Genomic DNA, 21,004 nt, shown 5'->3' with positions numbered 1-21,004 from the left:
CCCGGTGTATACCGGGTTTTTTTGGGTTCTCAACTTTTGTCGGGGCGGTTTCATTTTTCATTTGATCAGGATATTATGAAGGCCCCTTATCCTAATGGAGGCACTTTTGAATCTTACAGTTACTCAAAACAGCAGTGTTGTCTTTACACATAATGGTCACTGGCTGCATCCTTTGTTTGCCCTCGAAGATTTTCTTACAGGATCTGATTTAGATGCTTCACAACTTTACTTGAATGATAAATTAATAGGCCGCGGCGCAGCCGTACTGATCCACCGTATGGGATTCAGGCGCTGTCATGGACAAACTCTCAGCATCAGAGGTCTTACTCTTTTAAAAGAATTGGGAATCCAATGCAGCTATGATCTTTTGGTCGATAGACTGGACTGTCAGACCGAACTTGTTCTGACAGATGATCTTTCTCTCGACGATGCCTATCTGGAATTATGCAGAAGGGCAGGAAGAGCTCAGTAATATGGGTATTCCGGCTTTAGAACTGAGTGACCTTGTTGTCTCCCGTCAGGGCCGTAAGATCTTGAATGGAATCAGTTTCTCTCTGGAAAATGGTTCAGCCGCTGTACTCAGCGGCTCTAATGGCTGCGGTAAAACAACATTGTTGCGCTGCGTAGCCGGCCTTCTACCCTATGACAAGGGAAGCATCAGGATCACGGGGCTGGAGAATAACAGCCCCTCCTGGCAAAAAATACGTCATAATCTGGCCTTTGTTTCTCAGGAACAGCCCAACAGATCATTCCCGGTCACTGTAGAAGAAATGACTGCCACAGGAATGGCCGGAATAAAATTGACCCGAGCAAAAAGAAAAGAGATCATCCTGCAGTCGCTGGAGGCCAGCGGATGCCTTGGTTTAAGAGGGCGCTCTTTTTTTTCACTCTCCGGTGGAGAACGGCAACGTGTGGCTTTGGCCCGCTGTCTGGCTCAGGGAGCAAAAATCATGCTTCTGGATGAACCTCTGACCTACCTGGATAAAGAGGGAAGGCAGCAGTTCAGCACCCTACTCAATGATATAAGAGTCTCTTATGGAATAACCATCCTTCTGGTGACTCACACAGAAGATGATTTTTCTTCCAGGGATTGGCAGAGAATCATCCTTAAAGACGGATTACTGGAGCTTCAGAAATGATGGAACTCCTCTTATTTCCTCCTGTATTGAGGGGCTTTATTTCCCTCCTGGTAGCGGGACTCTGCTTTCCATTAACAGGTGTTTTTATTCTTAGACTGAACCTTTTGAATCTACGTTTCATGCTGATGCATGGTGTCATGCTGGCAGGTGCTGTTGCCCTCTCGGCCTCTCTAGATCCTCTGTTCTGTGCCGTCGGGATTAATCTTTTCCTGGTTCTATTGGTGGCGGTCATGTCCAGACGCTCTGAAATATCAACAGGAGGACTCACCACTTTTTTTATGGTTATCTCTGTGGGTGTTGCCATGATTTTAATCTATAAAAACAAAATACCCGTTCAGGACACCATGAATCTACTCTGGGGGAGTATTTTTGCACTGACTCCCCAGGATTTGTATTTACTCCTGGCCTTCTGTTTTGTAATCCTCCTCTTTGTTCTTCGCGGATACAGACAGATCAGCGCCGTTCTCATTGATCCTGAAACGGCCAGGACCGCGGGGGTTAATGAACCCCTTATATTTTATCTGATCATGATAATAACCGGTATTACCATTGCTTTCGCCATGCGTCTTGTGGGAGCACTTTTACTGGATGCACTTGTCCTTCTTCCTGCCATGACGGCTGTTTCTTTTTCCAAGTCTCTGAAATCCATGTTTTTAACGGCATCCATTTCCGGGCTGCTCTATAGTCTGGGCGGTTTTCTACTAGCACTTTATGCAGATTTACCTGTCAGTTCGGGGGTCATCCTGGTGGCGGGAGTCTGCTTTGGAATAACATATTTAACGAGGTTAATTTATGAAAAGTATAAGTAAAATTTTATTGCCGATACTGTTTCTGTTTTCTTTACTGAATTTATCAGCCCAGTCCGTGGTGGCTACAAATAGCTGGACCGCTTCATTTGCACAGCTGGCAGGGGCCGAGGATGTATTGATTCTTGCTCCTTCCGATATGAAACATCCCCCGGAATATGAGATCTCCCTGAAAGAAATGCAGATGGTGGCAAAAGCTGATTTTCTGATTTTTGCCGGGTATGAAGCCATGATGGGAAGAATCCGGGAATCCCTGGGTGAAAACAGTGCACTTCAAATGGTTCAGATTCAGACGGTGAATGATCAGAAGACTATTCGCGGCTCGGTCATGAAAATTGCAGCGGCTCTGGGAACTCAGTCAAAAGCTGAAGAGAACCTGAAAGAAGTGGATACCTTCTTTGAACTATGGAAAAAGGATTTGACCCTGCATCAGAATATTCTGGAAACGAGTATCATTCATTTTCATCAGCAGGGGCTGGCAGTCTCTTTGGGATTTCAGCCTCAAATGATCTTTGGTCCTGCTCCTCCCACTCTGGGGGAAACCCGGGAAGTTCTTAGAATCAAACCCTCTCTGATCATTGATAATTATCATAATCCCGTAGCAGATCATTTTATGGAGATGGATGAAAAACCAGCCCTTGTCAATTGGATCAATTTCCCGGGGACAATGGGTACTGTCAGTCTCCTGGATGTTCTGGAGTACAATAAAAATCAGTTGAGCCAGGTTCTGAAATAATCACAAAAATCCCTCCTCTTGAGACTCCAGGGGAGGGATTCATTTATTCTGCCAGTAATACGGGTCCTGTTGTATTTAAATCATCTTCTTCTGACCTATTCGGATCGTCCATTTCATTATCAGCTGCGGCTGGAGCATCATTTTTATTTTTCATCATCCCCAATACGACAGGCAGTACTGCCAGAGTCAGAAATGTTCCGAATACAAGTCCCCAGGCAATGGAGATTCCGATGGGTACCAGCATCTGACCGCCTACACTTTTCTGAAAAATCAGGGGAGTCAGTCCGATGGACGTCGTCAGAGTCGTCATGATGATGGGCCTGAACCTCTGAAGAGAGGCTTCACGTATGGCCTGTGCCCTTGGTATTCCTATTTTCAGTTTTTTGTTGAAGCAGTCGATGAGTACGGCCGAATCATTTACGATGATCCCCCCCAGGGCCACACTCCCCAGAAAAGATATGAAGGACACTTCCTCTCCCATAATGATGTGACCGTACACCGCACCCAGAAATCCCAGAGGAATCAGACTCAGTACCAGAAGAGCCTGCCCCCAGGAGCGCATCTGAAAAAGGAGAAGGGTAAACATGATGAGGAGAGCCATGAGCATGCTGAAGGCCATCGACTTGATCATCTTGCTGACCATTTCAGCCTGACCACCCTGTGAAAGAGATACCCCATCCACCTGGGCCAGTACTGCCGGTAGAATCCTTTCATTGATGTTTTTCATGACAACATTCAGATCCGCCTTCTCTGTATCCAGACCTGCCATTACACTGAGGGCTCTGTATCCGTTTTCGCGGCGGATTCTTCTCTGGCTTCTCTGCAGGGAAAAATCCGCAATTTCTTTGAAGGGGATCATTGTTCCCATGGGTGTTTTGATCAACAGGTTCTCAACCTGACTCAGAGAATCCCTGTCACTGAGAGGGTATCGCACAATCAGAGGAACTTCGGTTCTCCCTTCCTGAATTGTCATGATTTCATCGCCATAAAAACCCATTCTGACCTGATTGGAGACTGAAGCTGTTGTCAGGCCCAGTGCTTTTCCTGTGTCATTCAGATGAATCAAAAACTCCTTTTGACCCAGGGGCATGTCGTCCCGGATATCCTTGATTCCTTCGACCTTGCGCAGCTCTTCTTTGAACAGTTCTGATGCCACCTGGAGCTGTTCGTAGTCTTTACCCAGAAACCGGATATACACAGGATCACCGCCAAACATGGAATCATTTCCAATGAATGCGGATTCCAGAACAGGATTCTCAGGCATTTCCCGGGCTAGAGCCAATGAAAACTCATTGACAGTAAAATCGCGGACTTCATTATCCAGCAGGATAAGATAGACAATGAGTTGGGTACTGTTGCCCCAGGAGAGATAATCCACAATGGCATTATCATACTCGGAATTCTCTTTGACCCAGCTGGCCCCGAACTCCAGGGCAAATTTTTCCAGTTCTTCCCGGGTCTCGTTCACTTCTACTGCGGTCGTGCCAGAAGGGAAACTGAGTTCGGCATACACATAGGGGGCTTCAATCTCCGGGAAAAAGGCCGCTTTCACATGGTTTCCGGCGAATGCCCCCACAGAAATCATGATGCTTCCGGCCAGAGCCGAGAGGATAACGCCCTTATGGGCCAGAGCAAAGTCCAGAAAGGGGGCATAGATTCTATGGATCAGAAATTCCTGATAACCCTCAAGACGAGATCTGATTTTTCCTGGTGTTCTTGCCTTTTCTGTCATGGCCCTGGAATGAGCCAGGTGAGCCGGAAGGAGGATAATGGCTTCGACCAGTGAAAAGAGAAGGCTGATGATGACAACCAGCCCAATCTGGCTGGTGTATTTCCCCATTTCTCCATAAATGAAGAAGTAGGGTGCAAAAGCCACAATCGTTGTGGCAATGGAGATCAGAACAGGTGCCAGTACTTCCATTGTCCCATCCACGGCGGCCTGGGATCTACTTTTTCCCAGGCGTTTCCAATGATCATAGATGCTCTCACCGATAACGATGCCATCATCCACCAGAATCCCGATGATCATGATCATTCCAAAGAGTGACATTTCATTGATGGTGATTTTCATCATCCATTCTATAAAAATCAAACCCATAAAGGAGATGGGAATACCCAGAGCGACCCAGAAAGAGATCCGGGTATTCAGAAATAAGCCCAGAATCAGCAGGACAAGAGCCAGACCGCCCAGGCCGCTGTAAGTTAATGTACCCAAACGGTCATGAAGTTCGTCCACATCTCTGATGTAGGTTTGAAAAGTAACCTGATCCTTGTACTTCTCTGTATACTCTTCCAATTTCTGATCAACCATCTTGGATATGGCAATAACATCTTCAGTATTTCCATACATGATCTGGAACCCGATGGCGTCCTGACCATTGGCTCGGGTATACAGGGCATTTTCTGCCCGGCCCCGGCGGATCGAACAGATATCTTTTATCTTCAGAAGCCGTCCCGATTCCAGATTTTTGATTCCGATCTCTTCAATATCCGGAATCTCCGTCTTCTTTTCATAGGTTCGAATCTGGATTTGTTCCGATGAGGTCAGCACAGAACCGGCTGAGAGATTCAGACTGGAGGCTTTGACTGCATTGCTTATATCATCAAGGGTTAAACCGTAACGTTCCAGTGTACTGGGCCGGGGTTCCAGAAGGATCTGTTCTCCCGGGATTCCCCAGTTGTTGATTTGTGTCACCTGACCGGTTCGAATCAGATCTTCCCTGAACTCTTCGGCAACATCTTCCAGTAGAGCGAGGTCTTCAGGTCCATATAAAAAGAGGAGCATCACCCGGTTCCATTCCGTTTCCTGATAGATCACCGGTTTTTCAGAATCAGCCGGGAGAGATGATGTTTCAACAACCTGGCGCACTCGGTCCAGTATCTTGTCCATGGAATGCCAGGGAGATGTTTCCAGGCCGAACCAGGCTCCTCCGTCACTTGCTGTCGACGTGACCTGCACGACTCCTTCTACGCCCCGCAAGCGTTCTTCCAGAGGGAGAACCATGCCTTCTTCCACTTCCAGGGCAGAGGCACCGTGCCATGACAGATTAACCGAAATATAATCGAACTCGATTTTCGGCCATATCCTTTTCTGCAAGTTCAGCAGTCCGAAGGTTCCTGCTGCAAATATCAGGATCATAAGCCAATTGGTCAAAAGAGAGTTCTTTACAAAAAAAACAATCAATTTTCTCATTCTTCTGATCCCTCAAGTTTCAATTCCATGCCTTCAAAGGGTTTCTGTATCCTTGTGGTTATAATCTGGATTCCCTCGGGCAGCTCAGGTTTCAGAATGACTTTGTCACCCTGGATGGAGAGGATGGTGACTTTATACTTTTTCAGCTTTCCTTCTTCGTAAACATTGATTGTATTGTCTGCGTTAATAAGAGACCGGGGCAGGAGGAGGGTTCTGGCCAGAGTCTTTCCAGATATTTCTACTTTTGCATAGTTACCCGGGAGAAAAAGAGGATTCAATTCCGGATTTTCAAAGATGATATGGAGATTGATCGTCTGGGAATTCCGATCCATAACAGCATCACGGCGTTCCACCTTTCCACTGAGAAAACCATTATCCACACCGGAAGGGCTGATCAGCACTTCACTTTCAATCTCGTCAAGGCGGATCAGTTCTTCTCTGGTCAGGGGGATGGCTATTTCAAGGTGAGTTGTATCACTCAGGGTGAGAAGGGACTGACCAGGTGAGACAAAACTGTATTTTTCAATCCCGTCTCCTGAGATATGTCCGGAAAAGGGTGCATAAATGGTGTAATCCGAATGTGTGTCTTCCAGTTCTCTGACCTGATAATAGGCGGCCAGAACTCCATAGGAACTGACCAGTAGTTTTTCCCGCTCCGAGGTCAGATCCGGTATCCGAGGAGTCAGGGATAATTCAGTGCTGAGGCTTCTCAGATAGAGCATCCACTTGTTGTAGAAGCTTCCGCCTTCGGATTTTATGGCTGTCACCAGCTTGGTGGTCGTACTGATCAGTTCTACCCGGGATAGGGCCAGTCTGTTGATGATCAGTTCATCATCAAGTTGTATAAGCAATGTCCCTTTCTCAACGGCTATGCCGCTTTTCAGGTTCTGGTAGCTTTCTATGACCTGCCCACCCGCTTGAGAGGCAAGCTCCAGGGAATGGGAAGGTTCAATGAATCCCTGCCCCTGGACCTTCATCGTGTGGGGGCTGTATCTCAAAGGTATGGTTTCTACCAGACGAAGATTCTTTTCTTCCTCAGGTTTCTCTACCTCTGCCGAAAATCCAATCAGATAAGCCGTCACTCCTCCTGATAAAAGGAGAACCGAGGCTATCATAATAATGGATCGTTTATTTTTTTTAATGAAACTTTTCATTTTACTACTCCTGATGAATCTACTGCAAAAGCCATACCAAATAATCCTGTGGGGGGGATTTCCGGAATTTAATATCCTGGATGGTGAAGCACACCAATTTGAGGCGGGGTTCACCGGCTTTGCAAAGATCCTTATTGAATAAAACACGTCAATAAGGATCTTTTGTTGCTGTAATAGAAATTATTCTAATAATTTTATACAGCAAAAAGAAAGAATAGTAAACTTAAGATTTATTTATATCAGCAGAGTAATTCTCTTATTTTATCTTCTGCGCCTTTTCTCAGAGATTCACCTTTTTCATAGGCCTCTGACACAGCGTTGACAAATACAGAACCTGCCACAACCGCATCGCAGTGGGGGACCAGGGCTCTGACCTGTTCTGCCGTTTTGATGCCGAATCCCGCCATAATTTTTGAATCGGACTCTCTTAAGCTATCCAGGAGAGATAAATTATTCTTGTCCAGGTTTGTATAGCTCCCGGTTATACCGCTTCTGAGAGCCGTATAAATCCATTCTTGTTTGAGTGAAAGAATTTCTTTCAATCTTTCTTTCCGGATAGACGGGGTGATGACCGGAATGACAGGAATATCATACTTCTCTCCCAGAGCGTACAACCCTTCATCACGGCCGTAGACCAGATCGGGAATAATCAGTCCGGCAGCACCCGCTTTCATGGCCTGGGTCACAAATCTTTCCATGCCCCTGGAAAAGACAATATTCCCGTAACTCATCAGAAATACAGGAATATCCAATTCACTGGTCAGTGTCTTCAGGAGGTCCAGGGCCTGATCCGGGGTGTACCCATTTTTCAGGGCCATGCGGCAGGAGTTTTCAATGGCAGGCCCGTCGGCGCTGGGATCGGAAAAGGGAATCTGCATTTCAAGGAAAGCCGCACCTCCGGCGGCAAGACCTCTGGCTACTTCCAGAGAGCCTGCGGCATCAGGGTATCCGGCAATAAAGTGGGCCACAATTTTAGTCGACATAGATCCTCCTGCTTTCCTTCTCTAGGAAGTCTCTCCAGTTTTCTCCATCCAGTGCCGCGGCGGATATGAAAATATCCTTGTCACCCCGGCCGGACATATTGATGATCAGATTCTGATCGGGCTTCATCTCCCTGGCCAGGCGCATTGCCGCGGCTCCAGCATGAGCCGATTCCATAGCGAAGATAAGACCCTCATGAAGGGCAAAAAATTTCAATGCCTCCAGGGCTTCACTGTCCCTGGCCTGGGTGAACTCCAGACGGCCCTGTTCTCCCAGGTTGGCCAGCTGGGGACCGATACCGGGATAGTCCAATCCGGCAGAAATAGAATGGGTGTCCAGAACCTGACCATCTTTGTCATGAAGGAAGAGGCTCTTGTACCCCTGAATGATCCCCGGACGTCCCGTATCGGCCATTCTGACTGCATTATTGCCTTCACCCTCTCCCCGTCCTCCTGCTTCCACACCCACCATTCTGATGGAGGGATCATCCAGAAAGGGAGACAGGAAACCGATGGCGTTGGAACCGCCTCCCACACAGGCCACCATGGCATGAATGGGAAACTGAGCCTGCTCTTTAATTTCCCGTCCGATGACAGACTGGAACTCTCTGACCATATCGGGGTAGGGGGAAGGACCCAGGGCTGATCCCAGCAGGTAATGAGTTTCATCACTGTTGGCCGTCCAATCTCTGAAGGCCTCATTCACTGCATCTTTAAGTGTCCGGGAACCTGAGCTGACAGAACGTACTTCGGCGCCGTACATCTCCATCCAGTAGACGTTGGGATGCTGACGCCGCATGTCCTCCTCTCCCATGTAAATGACACAGGGGAGTCCCAGACGGGCACAGGCCGCGGCGGTAGCCACTCCGTGCTGACCCGCACCGGTTTCGGCAATGATGCGTTTTTTACCCATTCGTTTTGCCAGCAGAGCCTGACCCGCTGCATTATTTATCTTGTGAGCCCCTGTATTGGCCAGACCTTCCAGTTTAATATAGATCTGGGCCCCCCCTAATTCTCTGGAGGCATTTCGGGCTGGCAGCAGAGGGGTGGGACGGCCTATGAAATCCCGGCAGAACTCTTCAAATCCCTGTATGAATTCGGGATCGTCCAATGCTTCCTGAAAGCCTTTTTCCAATTCAGCCAGGGGATATTGGAGAACCTCGGGAACATAGCGTCCGCCGTAGGGGCCGAAAAAATCATTGTATCGGGGCATAAGAGTTGATCTCCTTGAAAAATGCTTTCATTTTCACCGGGTCTTTTTTCCCGGGTTCTGCCTCCACTCCACTGGACAGATCGACCAGCTCGGGAGCGAAATCTTTTAGAATCTGACCGATATTGTCCGGGGACAGGCCGCCGGCTAACCAGAGTTCACCCCTATCCCGGGCACTCTCTACCAGAGTTCTGTCTATCAATTTACCCGTTCCTCCAGCCACTCCTTTACTGAAGGCATCCATAAGGCAGGGCAGGGGATAATAGTTGCTCATTCTTTTCAGATCAGACTCGTTTCTGATGCGGAGGGCTTTGTAGCCACAGCCGTTTCTTACAGTTGAGGGGCTCTCACTGCCGTGGTATTGAATGAAGTCCAGATATCCATCATCCAGAAGGTCTTGTATCTCCCTGGGAAGGGACTCTCCTTCTTCAAGAAGGACTACTCCGACTTTCATCGATTTAACGTGAGGAAGGGTCCGTATAAAATCAGGATTTGTGAGGCGGGGGGAGGGGGCCAGAATAAACCCGCAGAGATCGGCTCCCAGGGTCACGGCAAGATCAAAATCCTTACGGTTGGTGATACCGCAGATTTTGACTAAGGGACGCCCGGGAATATATCGGCTGCAGAGTCTGGTCCAGGGGTCTCCCTCAATCCTGGACTCTGGGGAAGCCATTTTTTCTTTCAGTTCAACGATGAGATCAGGATGACGGACGACTCCTTCTCCCACAAGGAGACCCGAAAATCCGGCATTGAGGGCAAACTCCCCGTCCCTGACTGCCAGAATCCCCGATTCATAGATGACCCGGCAGTTCCAATCAATGAGAGAACGGATTTTTAAAGGCTGGAGAGGGTAAATCCTGAAAGTTTTGAGGTCGCGGCAGTTGATACCAACCAGACCGGGTTTCAATACAGATACTTTTTCCACATCTTTCCTGGAGTGAAGTTCCACCAGGGCTGTCATTCCAAGGTCTGCACATCTCTGGTGCATTGTATTCAGAACAGAGGATTCCAAGAGGGAGGCAATTAAAAGACAGGCATCCGCACCTGCTCTGTATGACACATCAATATCTTCGACGGTCAGGAGAAAATCTTTTCTCAATACAGCCAGATCTGGGCAGGATGATTTTACGTCCATCAGATCCTGTAAAGATCCGCCGAAATAATCCGGCTCGGTGAGAACACTCACTTGAGCCGCCCCTTTCGAACGGTACAACCGGGCCTGTTCTCCTGCCCGGGGGATCCCATCGATCATGCCTTTGGAAGGGCTACGCCGCTTGATTTCACAGATCAGCATCTTTTCCCTGCTGAAGGGGACAAGAGGAACCTGACGAGTGTCAGGAATTGTAAAACCCTCTTCGTTGCCCAGGGTTTTCAATCGGTCAGCCCTTTTTTCGGCTATTTCACGGCGGATATCAGGAGTCGGTCCTTCCGGCTTCATACAGGCCGGTCCTTGTTGATCCGGCGCAGGTTTTGAACTAGTTTCAAAACCTTTCCCTCTTTCAGGGTCTTTTTGGCCAGTCTATACCCCTCTGCAATGGATTCAGACTGACCATAGACAAAGGAGGCAGCCCCTGCATTGAGGCAGCAGGCCTCTATACAGGCCTGATTTCCCTGGCCTTTTAAAATAGCCACGGCCATTTTTGCATTGTCTTCTGCCGATCCTCCATTCAGATCATCCGTGGTGAATCCTGTGATTCCAACAGAAGCCGGATCAAAGATACTGTCCCTTTCGATCCCGTCCTGATCAATAAAAAAGATCCTTGTGGGCGCAGCAGAGGAAATCTCATCCAGACCATCCTCACTGTGGACGGTCATGACTCTTTGAACCCCCAGAAGACGGGCTGCCCGGGCCATTACCGGACACAGTTCAGAATTGTAGACACCAATGAGCTGACACTCTGCTTCAGCCGGATTGGCCAGAGGCCCCAGGAGATTCATGATGGTCTTGATTCCCAGTTCTCTCCGGACAGGAGCGGCGTGACGCATGGCGCCATGGAAGAGGGGGGCATAGAGGAATGAGAATCCTGTTTCCTTAATCATCAGGGCGGCCTGGTCGGGTGAGCTCTCTACGGGAATGCTGAGACTGCGGTAAAAATCGGCACTGCCGCTTTTTGAACTGACAGCCCTGTTCCCGTGTTTGGCAACGGGAATTCCCATTCCCGCTGTGATCAGGGCAGAAAAGGAGGAAATATTGAAGGTTCCCCGTCCATCTCCTCCCGTGCCACAGGTGTCTATGGTCCTCCCGGGTATCCTGACGGACTGCTTTTTTCTTTGAAGAACACGGGCGCAACCGGCCACCTCGTGGGCCTTGATCCCCTTAGCATTCAAGGCGATCAGGATGGCGGTAATAAAGGCTTCTGACAGATTACCTTCGGTGAGTTCGTCCATAAAATCTTCGGCTTCTTTTTCGTCAAGATCCTGATTCGCCAGCAGTTTCTTGAGAAGTCCTGATTTATTCAAAGGCTCTCTCTTGTATTTGAGAAAGTTTTTCAGCAGAATCTTGCCGTCCTCGCTTCCTATGGATTCTGGATGAAACTGAACTCCCTCCAGAACATACGACTTGTGGCGAACCCCCATGATTTCATTGTCTGAAGACCGGGAGCTGACTTCCAGGCATTCCGGCAGAGATTTCTGCTCTGCCGCCAGAGAGTGGTATCGGGTGAATTTGGCTTCTCCCGGCATATTTCTGAACAGACCCCTGCCGTCATGGTTCATGACCTCAACCTTGCCGTGAACGATCCGGACGGCTGAGACGATCTTTCCCCCCAGGGCCTGGACGATTGTCTGATGTCCCAGGCATATGCCCAGGATGGGTATTTTTCCAACAAAATGTTTCACCACATCCAGGGATATTCCCGCATCATCGGGGCGGCCGGGGCCGGGTGACAGAATGATCCTGGTCGGCTGCATATTAGATAGTTCAGAGAGTGTTATTTTATCATTTCTGAATACTTGAATCTCTTCATCGGTGATCTCTTTCAGGTACTGGTATACGTTAAATGTAAATGAATCATAGTTGTCTATCAGGGCTATCATATTTATACCTCTACTCCAGCAGCCAGGGCCATGGCCCGCATCTTTTCTTTGGTTTCTTCCAGTTCTCTTTCGGCGGTTGAATCATAAACTATGCCCCCCCCCGCCTGAAGGTAGAGGAACTCATCCTTTTTCAGAGCACTTCTGATGGTAATGCAGCTGTCAAGGCTTCCATTGGCATCAAAATATCCGACTAATCCGGCATAGAATCCTCTGTTCATCTTTTCCAGGCTGGAGATGGTCTTGATAGCCTGAATCTTGGGAGCTCCCGAAACTGTACCGGCCGGGAAGGTGGCCCGGATCACATCGGCGGCACTCACATCCTCCCTGAGTTTCCCCGTTACTTCCGATACGATGTGCATCACCTTGGAGTAACGCTCAATGATCATCATCTCGGTAATTTTAATGCTCCCTGCAGTGCAGACCCTGCCGAGATCATTCCGGGCCAGATCCACCAGCATGAGGTGTTCCGCCTTCTCTTTTTCATCCGATAAAAGTTCCTTCTCCAGATCTCTGTCTTCTTTTTCGTTTTTACCCCGGCGTCTTGTCCCGGCGATAGGACGGATAATAGCCTCCCCATGGCTCACCTTCACATGAACCTCGGGTGAGGCGCCCAGGAGCTGGTAGCTGTCAAAGTCAAGGTAAAACTGATAGGGGGAAGGATTGCTGGAACGAAGATTGCGGTAGGCATCCATGGCAGACTGATGTGTATGAACGGTCAGTCTTCTGGAGGGAACCGCCTGTAAAAGGTTTCCCTTTATAATCTCCTCTTTCAAAATATTAACCATATTAATATAGTCTTTTTCGCTGTCTGGATCAGGGAGTAGAGTCCCCTTGCTGTTTTGAGGCTGTTCGGTCAGATAGTTGAAGTTCAAATCGAAAATCCGTTTTTTTACGGCCTCTACCGCGTCCTCGAGATTAACCTCAAAATCAGGGTAGTTCAGGCCTATGAGGGTGATTTCATCGGTGTAATGATCAAAAACAAGCACCACATGTCCAAAGATAAATTCTGCCAGGGGCAGCCCCAGGGCATCTTCTCTCTCAACAAAAAGAATGTCATCACAGTAGGCGGCAAACTCAAAAGATAGAAATCCGATACCTCCGGCTGGAACGGGGAACTCTTCTTCTATGTCCTGATGGTAGGATGCCATCTTCTGAAGGACAGGCAGAATGTCCTCGTCTTTATGGTTGATCCTGTCTTTTCCTTTTGAAGAGAGTCTGTAGACCACATCCTTTTCCTGAATGATGCGGAAGGCTTCATCCACCAGAAGAATAGAATACCGGGAATGTCCTCCCGAGAGTGAGGAAGATTCCAAAAGGCATTTGGCTTTTAGTTTTATTGCCAGGGCACAGGGGGTAAATTTATCCCCTGGAACCTTGATGCGGTAATATCGATTATTGCTTTCCGGCATGACAGTCTCCAATGTTTCTTTGGGTAGAAACGTTCTTATGGATAGAAACATAATAGACTGGATGTTTTATGTCAATATGGAGAATTAAAAAAATATATTACTGGATGATTGTTTCTTTAGCCGAACCGCCGCCGCCAGGCAGGGGTGATCCTGATTGATTCTTCTTTACTGTTGTACTGCTGAAGAAATTCAGAAAGAGTCCATAAATAGCACCACAAACACCACCCACAATATGGGACATCTGTGACACATCGTCATTTTTGAAAATATTCAAGACTTCCTTTACCAGGTATACACCCAGAATTGCCAGGAAGGAGATGGGGATTTCTTTTTTTTGTGAACCTGCAAAGGAGGTGAGAAGAATCATCATAAAGGCTATGCCACTGGCTCCCAGCAGTTCTGTCGGGAAAAAAAGGGCATTGAGGAGTCCGTTGATCAAGGTTGTGATGATCATCATGAAGGCTAGTTTGCCAGAACCGTACTTTTCTTCCAATACAGGCCCCAGAAGAAGAATGAAGGTTAAATTCTGGAGAAGATGATCCCAGTTTGCATGCCCGAATCCATGAGTCAATAGGCGGATATAGGCCGGGAAATCATCCAATTGGAAGGTAAGGGCACCCTCGGCAGTAAAGACTCCCTGAACCAGGCCGGGAACAAGGTACTGATCACAAACCAGGATAAAGGTACAGATAAGCCCGAAAGACAGGGTGACGGGAGCATTATACTTCAATCTCATTCTTTTCGTTTTCTCCTCTTCCGATTGTCGGCTTTTTCACAAGCAATTGTTAATCTTCCCTGTTCTGAACTACCATTTTCTCCAAAATTTTCAATCAGCTTTATTTTATAATCAATTCAACGGGACAGTGATCGCTTCCCAGGATTTCCTGATGAATCAGACTGTCTTCCACCTGATCCAGAAAATCGTCATTGACACAAAAGTAATCCAGACGCCACCCCACATTCCTGTCTCTTGCTTTCATTCTGTAGGACCACCAGCTGTACTGTTCCGGCTCCTTATGAAAAACCCTGAAGGTGTCGGTATAGCCGTTTTCAGTAAACTCGTCCATCCATTTAAAGAGACCCTTACCCTCGACAGCCCTGATTCCATTCACATTCCAGGATACAATTTTAGTCATACTTCCCCCGCAGTTTCTGAGTCTAGGCCAAGTTTTAATTCAGAGTCAATAGTTTTACAATTCTGACTTGACCCAATAAGAACCAGCAGTTACGATATGTCTAATGAATTTGCGAAACAGTCACTACAGTTTTTGTAGCCTCAACGCAGCGGCAGCCGCAGCTTTTCTGAAAAGGAATCGCAGGCTGACGTAAATCAACACGTCTAATACGCCGCGGTACCATCAGGATCGCGGCTTTTTTTTTATTAAACAGCCAACATTTTTGATCATCCGTGGTGGAAGGGAAAATCGTATGCGCAGGAACATCGTTTGGGAGGGAGCCGATCAGCTCCATTACGAAATCCGTGAAATTGTGGGAACAGCTCACAAGCTGGAAGAACTGGGTGTCGAGGTCATATATGAAAATATCGGTGACCCCGTTCAGAAAGGAGAAGAAATTGCTCCCTGGATACGGGATATCATCACTGGTTTGGCCTCTGACAGTAAGAGTTATGCCTACACGGCCACAGAAGGGGACCTCAATACCAGGAAATTTCTGGCAGACCTTGTGAACAAAAGGGGAGGCTGTGAAATAACGGCGAATGATCTCATTTTTTTTAACGGTCTGGGAGATGCTGTGTCGACAGTCTTTGCCTTCCTGAAAAGAGAGGCACGGGTCATCGGACCCTCGCCGGCCTATTCCACCCTGTCTTCTGCTGAGGCTGCCCACTCAGGATACAATCATATGACCTATACCCTGGATCCTGAGAAGAACTGGATGCCCGATCTGGATGATCTGGAAAAGAAGGTCCGCTACAATGACTCAATTGCCGGTATCCTCCTCATCAATCCAGATAATCCTACCGGGGCTGTCTACCCGACAGAAGTCCTGAAGCAGATTGTGGACATCGCCCGGCGGTATGATCTTTTTGTCATCAGCGATGAAACCTATGCCCATATTGTCTACAACGGAGGGAAGACCTGTCATCTCAGCGAAGTGATCGGCGAAGTCCCTGGAATAGCCATGCGCAGCATCAGCAAAGAGTACCCCTGGCCGGGGGGACGCTGCGGTTGGCTCGAGGTTTTCAATCGCCACAGAGACGCCAATTTTGACAGTTTTATACAGACTCTGATTAATGCAAAACGCCTGGAAGTTTGTTCTACCACCCTGCCTCAATTATCCATCCCACTGGTTATGGGTGATCCCCGGTATATTCCACATCTGGAAGGTCGAGCCGCCATTTTTGCTGAAAGAGCCGTTGAGGCCGTGGATATCCTGAACAAGGTCCCGGGAATCAGGGTTAATCTGCCCCGGGGGGCTTTTTATCTGACTGTTCTTATCGATCCCGAGTCTCTGACGAATTGGAAAACACTGGAAATGCCTCCTCTTGTAGAAGAATTTTTAAGGGAACCGATGTCCAGAGCCGCTCCGGATAAGAAACTAGTTTATAATCTGCTTGGTGCCACAGGTCTCTGTACAGTTCCTCTCAGCGGTTTTTGTACAGATCTGCCTGGTTTCAGAGTGACCCTTCTGGAGAATGATGATGAAAAACGTCTCAAAATATGGCATACCCTTGCTGAATCTTTGACCAGCATGCTTTCAAGCTGATTTTTATTTCCCCGGAACATGACAATCTTGCATTTCCTGTCATCCGGAGAAACTATGGTATATAATCATAACTATAATAAGTAAAAGGATTTTTATTGACAATCACTTTGCTAATACCACATATTTCCTACCCTCTTGGTAAAACTCTTTTAGATGGAGTGCGCACAATTGCTGAATCTAATGGCGATCGGGTTGTAAGTTTACTGGGCAGTGATGTTCGTGGAAATATACAATATAAACTTTATAATCTGGCTTCTAATAAGGATGTGGATGGGCTCATTGTCTACGGTGGAGGGTTGGGACAATTCATTTCAGAAGAAAAAGTCAGAAGTTTTTTGAATCAGTTTTCTTCTAAACCCCTGATAAATATTGCTTATCGGGTCAAAGGTCATCATAACCTGGGTATTGATAATTATCAGGGTATGAAAGAGATGGTTTTGCATCTGATTGAAGAACACGGACACTCCCGCATTGCGTATATTCATGGACCCGAAACTCATCCCGAGGCAGTTGACAGGATTAGAGGTTATAAGGACGCCTTGTTGGAGCATCACATTCTTTATGACCAGGATTTAATAATAAAAGGTGATTTTACTCCTGAGTCAGGATATTTAGCTGCCGGAGAAATATATAAGTTATTAAAAGATTCAAGGATAAGCGCTGCTGCCTTCAGCTGTGATACCATGGCATCGGCTGCTGTGATGGAACTGAACAGGCTGGGAGTCTCACTTCCCAATGATCTGGCGCTCACTGGTTTTGATAATTCAGATGACGCGATCTCTATACAACCCGGAATCACAACTCAGGACCAGCAGATTCATAAATTGGGTCAGGAAGCCTATACAAATCTCATACGCCTTATTCAGGGAGACGTCCTTCCTGAAGACATTGTGTTACCGGTAAAACCTGTATTCAGAGAGTCCTGCGGCTGTATTCCTGATATGATTGTGAATGTCAGTTTAAATACAATTGATAAGACCATGAAAAAGGAGATCCTTCCATTACATCCTTTTTTACTTTCTAAAAGTAGTAGTGAAGAAAAAGATTTTCTCATCAAACAAATGTTCCGGGATATTAAAAATGACAGCGATCATTGTTTTATTGAGTCAATGTTTAAATATAAACCACTGATGGATCAATTCAGGGATCAGCAGTTTCAGGGATTTTCAACCAGAAAAATGCAGGACTTTTTATCAAGACAGCGGCAAATGATCCTTCCTGATTTAAAAGCTGAAGAGAGAGACGGTTTTGAGAAGGTCTGGCATCAGTTGAGGGTCATGATTCATATACAGTCCGAATATTCTCTTACCAGTAGAAGAGTGAGGGGGGATTATCTGATGCGGAAATTGAATACCATGTCCAACAAAATGATCAGTGTTTCAAATTTTGATGAAATCAGAGAGCTCCTTGACCTGGAATTAAGGCAGTATAATGTAGATGTCTGCGGTATTTCTTTATTGAACCCGGGGGCTCCTGTGGATGAATATTCTCTCGAATATTTTTATTCCAAAACAGAGGGGAAAATCAATTTACCTCTCAAATATAAGGGATCTGTTTTGATTCCTTCAGAACTGAAGTATGTCTGGGAAAAAGGTACTCTTCTATTCAGGCCTCTTGTTACCACAGATTATTATTGGGGTATTATATTTTTTGTTTTCAAAAAAGAGTTATCAGTCCATGATGGAGTCTTTATTGATGCATTGAGCTTTCAAACAGCCTCTTCCTTAAAACAGATCCGTTTAATTGAAGAGAGAAATTATGCAGAAAAACAGTTGAAAAAAGCCTATCAGGGCCTGGAAACAGCCAATAAGACGCTGGAGCACTTATCCTACAAGGATGAACTGACAGGCCTATATAATCGTCGTGGATTTATGGATCTGGCAGGACAGGTTCTGGAAACCGTACGCCAGGATAAAAGTGATCTGATTCTCCTTTTTGGAGATTTGGACGGATTAAAAACAATCAACGATCAATTTGGCCATAATCAGGGAGATCATGCCATTATTTCTATCAGTAAAATAATTAGAACTGCTTCAAGAGAAAGTGATATCATTGCCCGGCTGGGGGGAGATGAGTTTGTGGCTGTATTTGCCGGGATTCCGGAAAACTTTATGCAGGTTCTTCATCAGAGGCTCCACAAGGCTGAAGAAGAACTGAATCTAAATGATCCCCAGCAATATAAAATTTCCTGTAGTTTCGGTATGGTCCTGTATAGTGAGAATAAGAACTCTTCAATATCAGAACTCATGTCACTGGCAGATCAAAAACTATATCAGGAAAAGATCAGAAAAACAGCACAGCTCTGATTGATTCTAATTAGCCTTTACCCTGTCAGTATACTCTCTATATAATAAATACATGTCCGATTTAAAAGTTATGTTTGTCTGTCTGGGTAATATCTGCCGCTCTCCACTGGCTCATGCTATTTTTGAAAAAAGAGCAGAAGAAGCGGGGCTGAATATATTGACCGAATCCTGCGGGATGGGGACCTGGCATTTAGGAGATCCCGCCGACCCCAGAATGCGCCGAACCGCTCAGGATCATGGGGTGATCATCGATCATTATTCCCGAAGATTTGAGCCTTCCGATCTTGATGAATACGATCTGATTATTCCCATGGATAAGTCTAATCTAAAAGACATCAGGGCTTATGCTACATCTCATCATGAGGAAAAAATTCATCTTATGAGAGAATGGGACCCCCAGGGTGGGACGGATGTTCCCGATCCCTGGTACGGAGGACCCGAGGGATTTGAGGCTGTGTATGAAATAGTAGACAGAAGCTGCCGGGTTCTGGTGGACAAATTGAAAGAGAGATTAGGCTGACATGACACCTTTTCCCTGGTACGGATCACTTCAGGAGGCTTTGGAAGCCCTGGCGGGAACTGACATAATGGTTAGAACCGAAAGGAGCATCGGCGGCGGGTGCATCAGCAGCTGCTCCGTCCTGACTCTGTCCACCGGGCGGCAGATTTTTATAAAAAGGAATACCGCCGTCTCCCAGGATATGTTTCTGCAGGAAGCCGCCGGACTGAAGGCCCTGGCACAGTGCAGGGGAGCACCGGGTGTACCAGAAGTCTTTTCCGGTGGTACAGAGGGGGCTTTTTCATTCCTTCTGATGGAATATCTCGCCCCTGGAAGCAGACAAAGCTCTTTTTGGGAAGACTTCGGGCGCTCTCTGGCTTTGCTTCATAAAAATGACCGACGAATCTGCTGTGGATTTGATTCTGACAATTATATTGGAGCCAGTCGGCAGCTCAATTCACCTATAGAGAGCTGGATTGAGTTTTTCAGAATATGCCGTCTGGAGTATCAGCTGAAGATGGCCAGGGATAAAGGACGTGTCGACAGGGACATGGTCTCCCAGTTGGAAAGAGTCATGTTGCATCTGGACCAGGTCCTCATTCCCTGCGGGGAGGGCAGATCCAGTCTGCTCCATGGCGATCTCTGGTCGGGCAATTTTATCTGTGGTCCCGACGGGAAGGCCTGGATTCTAGATCCTGCCCCCTATTATGGCCACAGGGAAGCGGATCTGGCCATGACCGAACTTTTCGGAGGGTTTGAGCCCTCTTTCTATAGAGCCTATGAGAAGGAATGGCCCCTGGACCCGGGTTATCCGGAAAGGCGGGATCTGTATAATCTGTATCATATGCTCAATCATCTTAATCTTTTCGGGGGCAGTTACAAAGGCTCTGTTCAGGCCATTGCCCGCAGGTATACGTGAATAAGGGAAATACTATTGTTAATTGAAACTCTGTCAGGACAGGATTGGCTAATCCTGGCTCTCTGTGCCCTCACTATAGGTGGAAATAAAGCCGGTCTCAGAGGAATCAGTATCATCGTGATTCCCATTTTTGCCTCTTACTTTGGTGGGAAGGCCTCCTCATCTACAGTGTTGCCCCTTCTTCTTCTGGGAGACCTCTTTTCGGTGTATATCTACAGAAAAAGCATTAAGTGGTCCTATCTGAAGCAGCTCCTCCCCTCAACATTGTTGGGATTAACTGCTGGAATGTTTCTGGGTCAGATGGTGCCGGACAGGATTTTTATTTTTGTGATGGCCGTCTTTATCTTGATTTGTCTGATGCTGATGATTTATAAGGAGTATTCAAGCAGAAACCTGATACTTCCTGATCATTGGGCTGCCCACGGGGCTGCGGGATTCACCGGGGGGATTTCCACCATAATGGGGAATGCGGCGGGGCCGATCATGGCCCTCTATCTCCTTTCCATGAATCTGCCCAAAAAGGTGTTTATAGGCACTGGAGCTGTCTTCTTTTTTATCGTGAATCTTATAAAAATCCCTATACATCTCTTTGTCTGGGAGTCATTGACCTGGGAAACACTGAAAATCTCACTGTTTCTGTCTCCCTTTATTCTTCTTGGATTGTTTCTGGGGCTTAAATTGGTCCGGGTCATCCCTGAAAGGCCCTTTCGAATGTTTGTCATTCTGGGAACCCTTATCGGAACTATCAAGCTGTTTGTGGGTTAATTATTTTATTAATTAAAGCTTTTTCCAGAAATGAGGTATGAATAGTACCATCACCGTATAAATTTCAAGGCGTCCCATCATCATGGCCAGGCTGAGAAACCACTTAATGCCGGGCTGAAAGAAGGAAT

18 protein-coding genes are annotated in these 21,004 nt (G+C 47.0%); 9 read left to right on the top strand and 9 right to left on the bottom strand.

What is annotated here, in order from left to right; genetic code table 11:
• Positions 1 to 106: 106 nt before the first annotated feature.
• The 4 genes from PF479_RS17425 to PF479_RS17410 are packed head-to-tail and all read left to right on the top strand — an operon-like array spanning position 107 to position 2,681.
• A complete protein-coding gene (locus PF479_RS17425; protein ID WP_298009281.1) occupies positions 107 to 472 on the top strand; it encodes a DUF1893 domain-containing protein in 366 nt (121 codons plus the stop codon).
• Positions 429 to 1,139: a metal ABC transporter ATP-binding protein gene (locus PF479_RS17420; RefSeq protein ID WP_298009278.1), complete on the top strand. Its 711-nt coding sequence runs from the start codon at positions 429 to 431 to the stop codon at positions 1,137 to 1,139. Before PF479_RS17425 ends, PF479_RS17420 begins: the two co-directional genes overlap by 44 nt.
• Complete coding sequence (locus PF479_RS17415) at positions 1,136 to 1,948, top strand: metal ABC transporter permease (protein ID WP_298009275.1); 813 nt, start codon at positions 1,136 to 1,138, stop codon at positions 1,946 to 1,948. Before PF479_RS17420 ends, PF479_RS17415 begins: the two co-directional genes overlap by 4 nt.
• Entirely contained in the window at positions 1,932 to 2,681 is a 750-nt protein-coding gene (locus PF479_RS17410; protein ID WP_298009272.1) for a hypothetical protein, read from the top strand. Before PF479_RS17415 ends, PF479_RS17410 begins: the two co-directional genes overlap by 17 nt.
• A 43-nt stretch (positions 2,682 to 2,724) precedes the next feature.
• Here the strand turns inward: PF479_RS17410 and PF479_RS17405 are convergent, their stop codons facing one another.
• The 9 genes from PF479_RS17405 to PF479_RS17365 form a co-directional block, all read right to left on the bottom strand.
• The gene (locus PF479_RS17405) at positions 2,725 to 5,874 is read right to left on the bottom strand and encodes an efflux RND transporter permease subunit (protein ID WP_298009268.1); all 3,150 of its coding nucleotides are present in this window, start codon (positions 5,872 to 5,874) and stop codon (positions 2,725 to 2,727) included.
• Positions 5,871 to 7,028: an HlyD family efflux transporter periplasmic adaptor subunit gene (locus tag PF479_RS17400; protein ID WP_298009265.1), complete on the bottom strand. Its 1,158-nt coding sequence runs from the start codon at positions 7,026 to 7,028 to the stop codon at positions 5,871 to 5,873. The genes PF479_RS17405 and PF479_RS17400 overlap by 4 nt, the downstream gene beginning before the upstream one ends.
• 239 nt (positions 7,029 to 7,267) lie before the next feature.
• The gene (trpA, locus tag PF479_RS17395) at positions 7,268 to 8,011 is read right to left on the bottom strand and encodes a tryptophan synthase subunit alpha (protein WP_298009262.1); all 744 of its coding nucleotides are present in this window, start codon (positions 8,009 to 8,011) and stop codon (positions 7,268 to 7,270) included.
• A complete protein-coding gene (gene trpB / locus PF479_RS17390; protein ID WP_298009260.1) occupies positions 8,001 to 9,221 on the bottom strand; it encodes a tryptophan synthase subunit beta in 1,221 nt (406 codons plus the stop codon). The genes trpA and trpB overlap by 11 nt, the downstream gene beginning before the upstream one ends.
• Positions 9,205 to 10,656: a bifunctional indole-3-glycerol phosphate synthase/phosphoribosylanthranilate isomerase gene (locus PF479_RS17385; RefSeq protein WP_298009257.1), complete on the bottom strand. Its 1,452-nt coding sequence runs from the start codon at positions 10,654 to 10,656 to the stop codon at positions 9,205 to 9,207. Before PF479_RS17385 ends, trpB begins: the two co-directional genes overlap by 17 nt.
• Positions 10,653 to 12,254, bottom strand: a complete 1,602-nt coding sequence (locus tag PF479_RS17380) for a bifunctional anthranilate synthase component II/anthranilate phosphoribosyltransferase (RefSeq protein WP_298009255.1) — start codon at positions 12,252 to 12,254, stop codon at positions 10,653 to 10,655. The genes PF479_RS17385 and PF479_RS17380 overlap by 4 nt, the downstream gene beginning before the upstream one ends.
• A 2-nt stretch (positions 12,255 to 12,256) precedes the next feature.
• Entirely contained in the window at positions 12,257 to 13,663 is a 1,407-nt protein-coding gene (locus tag PF479_RS17375; protein WP_298009252.1) for an anthranilate synthase component I family protein, read from the bottom strand.
• Between the two features lie 97 nt (positions 13,664 to 13,760).
• Complete coding sequence (locus PF479_RS17370) at positions 13,761 to 14,399, bottom strand: rhomboid family intramembrane serine protease (RefSeq protein ID WP_298009249.1); 639 nt, start codon at positions 14,397 to 14,399, stop codon at positions 13,761 to 13,763.
• Between the two features lie 100 nt (positions 14,400 to 14,499).
• On the bottom strand, positions 14,500 to 14,799 hold the full coding sequence (locus PF479_RS17365) for an exodeoxyribonuclease III (protein ID WP_298009247.1): 300 nt from the start codon (positions 14,797 to 14,799) through the stop codon (positions 14,500 to 14,502).
• Positions 14,800 to 15,091: 292 nt separating this feature from the next.
• Between PF479_RS17365 and PF479_RS17360 the strand changes: the two genes are divergently transcribed.
• The 5 genes from PF479_RS17360 to PF479_RS17340 all read left to right on the top strand — a co-directional run bounded on the left by PF479_RS17360 (position 15,092) and on the right by PF479_RS17340 (position 20,876).
• Positions 15,092 to 16,387: a pyridoxal phosphate-dependent aminotransferase gene (locus PF479_RS17360; protein ID WP_298009244.1), complete on the top strand. Its 1,296-nt coding sequence runs from the start codon at positions 15,092 to 15,094 to the stop codon at positions 16,385 to 16,387.
• 95 nt (positions 16,388 to 16,482) lie between these two features.
• Complete coding sequence (locus tag PF479_RS17355) at positions 16,483 to 18,693, top strand: GGDEF domain-containing protein (RefSeq protein WP_298009241.1); 2,211 nt, start codon at positions 16,483 to 16,485, stop codon at positions 18,691 to 18,693.
• Between the two features lie 52 nt (positions 18,694 to 18,745).
• On the top strand, positions 18,746 to 19,213 hold the full coding sequence (locus tag PF479_RS17350) for a low molecular weight protein-tyrosine-phosphatase (protein WP_298009239.1): 468 nt from the start codon (positions 18,746 to 18,748) through the stop codon (positions 19,211 to 19,213).
• A 1-nt stretch (position 19,214) separates the two neighbouring features.
• Positions 19,215 to 20,111, top strand: a complete 897-nt coding sequence (locus tag PF479_RS17345; protein ID WP_298009236.1) for a fructosamine kinase family protein — start codon at positions 19,215 to 19,217, stop codon at positions 20,109 to 20,111.
• 15 nt (positions 20,112 to 20,126) lie between these two features.
• Positions 20,127 to 20,876 carry a sulfite exporter TauE/SafE family protein gene (locus tag PF479_RS17340; protein WP_298009233.1) on the top strand — a complete coding sequence of 250 codons (750 nt, stop codon included), beginning with the start codon at positions 20,127 to 20,129 and terminating at the stop codon, positions 20,874 to 20,876.
• The last annotated feature ends 128 nt before the right edge of the window (positions 20,877 to 21,004 follow it).

Source organism: Oceanispirochaeta sp. (assembly GCF_027859075.1).
Lineage (GTDB): Bacteria > Spirochaetota > Spirochaetia > DSM-2461 > DSM-2461 > Oceanispirochaeta.
Note: the sequence above shows the minus strand (reverse complement) of the source record. Positions and strands in the feature narration are given on the sequence as shown.

Coding starts and splice junctions, on each gene's coding strand:
- PF479_RS17420 (WP_298009278.1), top strand. CDS start 429: ATGCCTATCTGGAATTATGCAGAAGGGCAGGAAGAGCTCAGTAATATG.
- PF479_RS17415 (WP_298009275.1), top strand. CDS start 1,136: ATGATGGAACTCCTCTTATTTCCTCCTGTATTGAGGGGCTTTATTTCC.
- PF479_RS17410 (WP_298009272.1), top strand. CDS start 1,932: ATGAAAAGTATAAGTAAAATTTTATTGCCGATACTGTTTCTGTTTTCT.
- PF479_RS17405 (WP_298009268.1), bottom strand. CDS start 5,874: ATGAGAAAATTGATTGTTTTTTTTGTAAAGAACTCTCTTTTGACCAAT.
- PF479_RS17400 (WP_298009265.1), bottom strand. CDS start 7,028: ATGAAAAGTTTCATTAAAAAAAATAAACGATCCATTATTATGATAGCC.
- trpA (WP_298009262.1), bottom strand. CDS start 8,011: ATGTCGACTAAAATTGTGGCCCACTTTATTGCCGGATACCCTGATGCC.
- trpB (WP_298009260.1), bottom strand. CDS start 9,221: ATGCCCCGATACAATGATTTTTTCGGCCCCTACGGCGGACGCTATGTT.
- PF479_RS17385 (WP_298009257.1), bottom strand. CDS start 10,656: ATGAAGCCGGAAGGACCGACTCCTGATATCCGCCGTGAAATAGCCGAA.
- PF479_RS17380 (WP_298009255.1), bottom strand. CDS start 12,254: ATGATAGCCCTGATAGACAACTATGATTCATTTACATTTAACGTATAC.
- PF479_RS17375 (WP_298009252.1), bottom strand. CDS start 13,663: ATGCCGGAAAGCAATAATCGATATTACCGCATCAAGGTTCCAGGGGAT.
- PF479_RS17370 (WP_298009249.1), bottom strand. CDS start 14,399: ATGAGATTGAAGTATAATGCTCCCGTCACCCTGTCTTTCGGGCTTATC.
- PF479_RS17365 (WP_298009247.1), bottom strand. CDS start 14,799: ATGACTAAAATTGTATCCTGGAATGTGAATGGAATCAGGGCTGTCGAG.
- PF479_RS17360 (WP_298009244.1), top strand. CDS start 15,092: ATGCGCAGGAACATCGTTTGGGAGGGAGCCGATCAGCTCCATTACGAA.
- PF479_RS17350 (WP_298009239.1), top strand. CDS start 18,746: ATGTCCGATTTAAAAGTTATGTTTGTCTGTCTGGGTAATATCTGCCGC.
- PF479_RS17345 (WP_298009236.1), top strand. CDS start 19,215: ATGACACCTTTTCCCTGGTACGGATCACTTCAGGAGGCTTTGGAAGCC.